Source organism: Solimonas soli DSM 21787, from assembly GCF_000474945.1.
In the GTDB taxonomy this organism is placed as follows: Bacteria; Pseudomonadota; Gammaproteobacteria; order Nevskiales; family Nevskiaceae; genus Solimonas; species Solimonas soli.
In genome coordinates this window covers 102,884-109,086 of record NZ_AXDW01000016.1, presented here as the reverse complement: position 1 = coordinate 109,086, position 6,203 = coordinate 102,884, and the positions used below count along the sequence as shown (strand labels likewise).

General features: G+C 61.0%; 3 protein-coding genes. 1 reads left to right on the top strand and 2 read right to left on the bottom strand.

What is annotated here, in order from left to right; genetic code table 11:
• Positions 1 to 600 precede the first annotated feature (600 nt).
• Positions 601 to 1,203, bottom strand: coding sequence for a helix-turn-helix transcriptional regulator (locus K344_RS0109325; protein ID WP_028080444.1), 603 nt, complete (start codon positions 1,201 to 1,203; stop codon positions 601 to 603).
• 484 nt (positions 1,204 to 1,687) lie between these two features.
• On the bottom strand, positions 1,688 to 2,317 hold the full coding sequence (locus K344_RS22990; RefSeq protein ID WP_211234510.1) for a helix-turn-helix transcriptional regulator: 630 nt from the start codon (positions 2,315 to 2,317) through the stop codon (positions 1,688 to 1,690).
• Positions 2,318 to 2,566: 249 nt separating this feature from the next.
• Between K344_RS22990 and K344_RS0109315 the strand changes: the two genes are divergently transcribed.
• Positions 2,567 to 6,178 carry a hypothetical protein gene (locus K344_RS0109315; RefSeq protein ID WP_157622856.1) on the top strand — a complete coding sequence of 1,204 codons (3,612 nt, stop codon included), beginning with the start codon at positions 2,567 to 2,569 and terminating at the stop codon, positions 6,176 to 6,178.
• Positions 6,179 to 6,203 lie beyond the last annotated feature (25 nt).

The window sequence follows — 6,203 nt, the reverse complement described above, 5'->3', positions numbered from 1 at the left end:
ATCCCATCCACACCCAAATCCCAGGAGGACGAGTCTTTTGACGGCGGCGCAGCCCGGTGAAGGTGCGCAATCCGCGTTGGCGTTAGGCGACGGCAGAGCATCGCCGACTCGCGAGCCTAGACCGCGGCAGGCGCATGGACGGATCACAGCACTGCGGTACCCAACCCGCGAATATCAGCGTGAGCAACCGTCGAGCGTGCTGGCTGCGCCGCCTTCAGAGGATTCGGAAATCCCAATGAACTGAAAACAGCAAAAGCTTCATCTCTCGTTCTTGACGGCGGAAGTCATATCAGACGCTATCACTCGACGAATCCTCACAGGCCGCAAGAAGCGCGGCCACTCCAGTTGCGCGCACGACTGTACAGCGCGAACGAATGGTCCGGACCAGAAAAGGCTTCTTGGAAACGTGCGAGGAAGACGGAACTTGAAGGCGCGCAGGCGCGATCTGCAACGCCAGTCCCACGATCAATAGCGGCCTCAAAAAGCCGCGAATTCATGATCCGGCCCGATCGACCGGCGCCGAACCTGGAAAATTAAAGACTCAGCCTGTACCTGCGCGAAAGTATCCCCATCGCCGGCGCCACCGATCTTCTATGCTGCCTAGGCCGCGGCGGCCTGAAGAACTTTCATCAGTTCGATCTGGTTGCGGACATTCAACTTCGCGTAGATCGACTTCATCTGTGACCGGATAGTCTCGACGGAAACTTGCCTGATGTTGGCAATTTCCAGAGTTCTTCGTCCCAACACGAGATGCTCGGCCACGGCAAGCTCTGCTCGAGTCAGCGATTCTCCGCGCAAGCCATACAAAATTTCATGATCGGCAGCATAGCGCTGCACCTTGATAATAATGAGCGAAAGGCCGGAAGGCCCGAACGCCGAATCGCCGCCCCTGATACGAGAAACGGCGATCTCCGCCATTTCACCTCCCCTTCCCGTGCCACTGATCTGCATCTTCCCGGGATTGGCGGGATGAACATCCGACAGCTTCACATGCAGTCGTCGTGTATCCGCCGGGTTGAGAAACTCCAGCCGTCCGTTCTCCAGGCGGACCCATTGCCTTCTGCGGATCAGCATCTTCGCGGCGTCGTTACAGGCAATGACGTCGCCGAGCTCATTGGCGACAAATGCCGCTAGCGGCATCCCGTTGAAGGCCGCAGCAATATTAGCGGCGCTTTCGCGATGGAGCTTGTTGGAAACGATCATGGCTTTCCCACGTGTGTCGGCGATCCTGATAAATTGATTTAGCTTCGCCACATCGGAAAGGCGAGGTTCATCGCCGAATGTCTTGCAACGGAGCGACGCCCATAGCGGAGGCGCTTCGACGCAGCCGAGCGCCTGTGGTCGGAGGACGCTCTATACGTCGCACCCTCGAGCGATTCATGTCCGAGCGCATAACGATCGCATGATGAGGCGTCGAATCGAAGTGGTGGCGAATTGGGGAGGTAGCGGAGACGGGGGTGACCGAGGGACTGCCGACGACGCACGGAGCACGGCACAACAATAGACAGCGCGATTTCTCGTGTTTTCGCTAAGTCGAACAGTTTTCGCAAAGCCGGCTCCATGATCTTTCCTTGATCTACAACGATTGCCCTTTGCACTCCACGTCCAGGCATCGATTGTTCCCCAGCGCACGCAGCGACACAGAGAATCAGTTCACGTATTCAAGCGCGATGACTGCCCTGCGTGGTCAGTGCCGTCGCATGGTTGCAAGCAATTCGACCTGATTCGCCACTCCGAGTTTCGAGTAAATAGTCTTCACCTGCGAGCGGACCGTCTCGATCGAGACATGCCGCCGCTCCGCAATCTCCGCCATGCGTCTCCCCTGAAGAAGCATTGCAGCCACTTCGATCTCCGCATGCGTCAGCTTCTTTTCGCGGAGTGCTATGTGTTGGGCCGATTCCTGCCTGGGGATCCTCTCGATCACGATCAGCGTCGGGGAGTCGATGCTCATATCGGCATGGTCGAGCAGCAGTGGCGCGACCGTGACTTTGGCTGTTTCCGCATGGGACGAAAACGTCAATGTCCTTAGCTCAGACGGCAAGGCAAGTCCAACGACGCGACTCGACTTGATGGCGGCTCTCAGTTTTTCGGTGTCACTGTCCTGAACACACTCGAGCGAGTTATCTTGCATTCTCAGGAATGTCTGCGCTTCGACGAGCCTCTGACACTCAGCGCTTATCGCGATGACCTTGTCGGCGTTGTCGACAATGGCGGCCGCAACGGACAGCGCGTCGAACGCCTCAGCGAGCAGCTTTGCCGCCGAGATCGCACTCTCATTCCCTGACATCCATTCCCCCCCGGGAGGAGCCGCATCCAAGCCGGCTCGTTGCGAATATTGCCAACAGCGACGTGAGTCTGCGTGATCGCAACAAAATTGCCGTCACCCTGCGAGGTGATGATCGATCTGGACTGCGCCGGTACAAAGACTGCGCCGTCTGTTCGCTACCCGGTGCGCAGCGGTTGGGGGGGGGTTGGGATTTCCCAGCGACTGCGGCAGCCGCAGTGTTGCTCACACCCAAGCGGTACTGACCGGCAACTCTGGACTTACTTTCGCTGGGAGATTCATATGCAATTTGCAGAGCACGCGGTAAAAGGACTGGGCCGCAAGCTGGCGATCGCCGCAATGGCGGCGACCTTCGGCTTGGGCATCGTGGCCTGTGGTGACGACACGAAGAACACCGAGAACAACGGCGGAACTGTGACGCCCGTCACAGCACCGAAGGGAACAGTGGTCGGTCAGATCGTTGATACCAACGGAAATCCGATCAATGGCGCGACGGTCTACATCGCCGACGGAGCCATTGGCTCCGCCGCCGCCAAAGCGGCCGCCATCAAGAGCGGCGCCATCAAGCCGAAGGCATCCGTATCCACCAACGCTGCAGGTCAGTTCACGATCACTAACGTGGTCGTGCAATCGGTCGCCAATTCGGGGGGATCGAGCACCGGCAGTGAATACAATCAGCCGATTCAGATCTTCGTCGATACGCCGAGCGGCTATCTCGATGCAACGATCGCTGTTTATCCGCAGGCGCAGGTCGTGAATGATCAGCCCGGCGGCGGCACAGTGAGCGGAGGACAGACGAATGCACCGCTGGTCTTCATCGATGGCTTCACCGCCAGCACCGGCACGGTCAAGATTCCTGCGCTGACCAGCAAGGTCGTCGGTACGCTGCGTGACTCGACGACCGGCGCCGCTGTCGCTGGCCAGACGCTGACGCTCGATTTCCTCGGCCGCGATGTTTCGCAATTTCCGAACAGCACGGTCGCTCCGGTCACCTACGCGACAAGCATTCTGACTGCGGTCACGCAGGACGACGGTTCGTTCACGTTCACCAATGTGCCGGACGACTCGAATCTCATCCTCGGGTCCGAACTTTATTTCGTCGAAGGCTTCGACGACGACCACAAGTACGGCCCGGTTTCGACGGCCACTGAAGGCGCGAACACGACGGTGCTCGGCCTGATCTACACGTCGCCGGTGGCAACCAACGACAGCATCGCGCCGTTTGTGCAGAAGGTGGATGAGGTCGTCGCTAACGGCGGCGTCGGCGAGCTCGCCTCGAGCTTCACCGATACGTTCACGATCCACTTCAGCGAGAAGCTCTCGGCAGCATCGACCGCTGTCATCAAGGTAACGGTCGCCAATCCGGGCGGCACCGAGACCATTGTCTCCGCCACGCCGACGCTGGATCTGGCCACGAACACCCTGACGATCAAGACCGCCAGCCCGATCGCGGCCAACAAGACGATCAAGATCTACATCTCGAAGGAGAACATCGAAGACGTCGCGGGCAATGCGCTCGTTGTAGCCACGCCAGCGAATGACAAGGTTCTGTTCGACTCGGACAGCACCGACAACCGCGACCTGATCCTGACGCTGAAGACGTACAATCCGCCGGTCACAGGACTGCAGCCAGTCACGCCAGCGCGCATCCTTACCGCGACCAACACGGCGAGCCAGTACTATCTGTCCAGCGACGCGCTGACCGACACGATCGAGAACGCCGGCGGCGCCGATTTCCCGATCGAGCAGCTGAACGCACCGGAATCCCGCCTCTATCTGGCTCGCCTGCTCGACGCGCTGGAAGACGGCCACCTCTACTCCGGCCCCTTCCACTTCAGCGACGTTCACACCGATGTGGCGCGGGTGAAGTTCACCACCAATGGGGCGAGCGGCTACGCCTTTGTGCTCGCCAATGACGATGGTACTTTCGCGGCGCCGAGCGTCACTGTCATCACGCCCACCGTCAACGTGCCCTCCAGCGGCGGTGTTTCGCTCGATGAGCCGCTCGGCGACGGAACTTATCCGGCCTTGTACCCTGTCACCGCAGGCAAGACGGGACAGGATATCGAGATCGCCATTGGCAATGTCGAGCCCGGCCAGACGCTGAAGATCGTCTCGCTCGGCGACACCGGCAGCGCGCCGGTGGTTTCGGAAAGCGCGGTCGGCACGCTGCCGCTGCTCGACAAGATCGCGCCAACCGTCGTGCCACAACTCTGGCAGCTGGCCGCCGCCGAGGCAGCGGCCTCGCAGGGCGAAGGCGGCGCCAATGGTGCCGGCGGCAACCTCGTGCTGGGCGGCGAGAACGCCAAGCCGGGTACCGTCATCTATCCGGTGACACCGCAGCTGTACGACGTCGACGACACCATCAACGACGGCTATGCCGGCGACGAGCTGAACGGCTCGCATGAGCTCAAGGGCCTGTCGTCTGCCGACCTGAAGAGCAGCTTCCCGGCCGGCACGCAGTACGATGCCACGGGCGCAGCGGCCTTCCTGTCGTCGGTGCATGGCACGATCGCCATCAACGTCAGCGAAGGTCTCGCCAGCACGCAGCCGCTGCTCAAGACGGACGCGGCCGCGACCACGGTCTTCTCGAACCCTGGCCAGCAGGGCGTCGACTCGCAAGGCAATCCGGTTGGCATTTCGACCGAGTTCGGCCCAGGGCTGTCGTTCTTCGTCTACAAGGTAGACATCGATTCCGCCGAGAAGCTCCAAGCCGATGCACGCAAGAAGCTCTCACTGGATCTGACGGGTGTCACCGACCTTGCCGGCAACGCGGCGAGTGCGGCGACGAAGGCCAAGGTCCAGCTGCGTGACTTCACGCCGCCGGTCATGACGCGAGCCTTCTTCGACGGCACGTACTGGGTCTTCCAGTTCAATGAGCCGGTGAAGCTCAACGTCGGTCAGATCACCCTCGAGGATAGCGGCGACGTGATTGATCTGGCGCTCGCCGCTGCGTCTGCGGTGCCGGCCGACAAGCGTGCGTCCTACTTCGTCGACGGCAGCGGCAACACGGTCGATAGCATCATCGTCATTCCGGTCGGCAACCCGGAGACCGCCGGCATTGCCGCCGCCACGGCACTCGGCGGCACGGCCTACGGCGAAACGAGCTACGCGACCGCCGCAGCGCTTCGTGTCGGTGGCAAGTCACTGACGGCTCTTGCCGAGTCTAATCTCGCGGTGAAGCCGAAGCATGGCCTCGTGAGCTACAAGACCGTCCAAGACAAGGCGGACAACAGCGATATTGGTGGTCTAACGGGCAACAGTTGGGATAGCTGGGAGGCTAACGGCCTCGGCGTTCACGCGCCTGAGTTCTACGCCGCCAACATTCTCGGGCCGTTCACTGAGTCGCTGGTCAGCTCGACGGTGTTCACCTCGGGCCGCGTGCTTGCCGCGGGCAATACGACATTCAGTGTCGACCTGCAGTTCACGCATCCGCTCGATCTGACGGCGGCCGATACCGACGTCAACGGCAAGCTGAGTGGCGCCGAAGTGACGGCGTATGTCGCTTCGCACCTGGTGCTTGCTGTCGACAACACCGGCGTGCCCGATGCCAACATCACGGTCAGCTCGGCCGACGTCGGCTCGTTCATCGGTGGCACGTTTACCCCGGCGACGGTCAGTGGCGATGCTGCTTCGCGCACGCTCAAGCAGGGCAGTGTGCTCCGCGTGACGTTCTCGGGCGCTGCGGGCCAAACCATCGAAGCGACCAACCGCATCAACGTCGCGACAGGCCAGTCTTTCGCCAGCGCCGTTGATCCGAACCTGCTGATTGGCCCTGATGATCGCGATGCGGCACTGCGTGAAATCACCAGCGCGGCACCGACCACCACGACCGAGTTCGCACCGATCGCGCCGAACGATGCCGGCACGGGTGTGGAAAAGGCGTTCCAGTAAGCAGTAACCAGACGGCGGAGTGCAT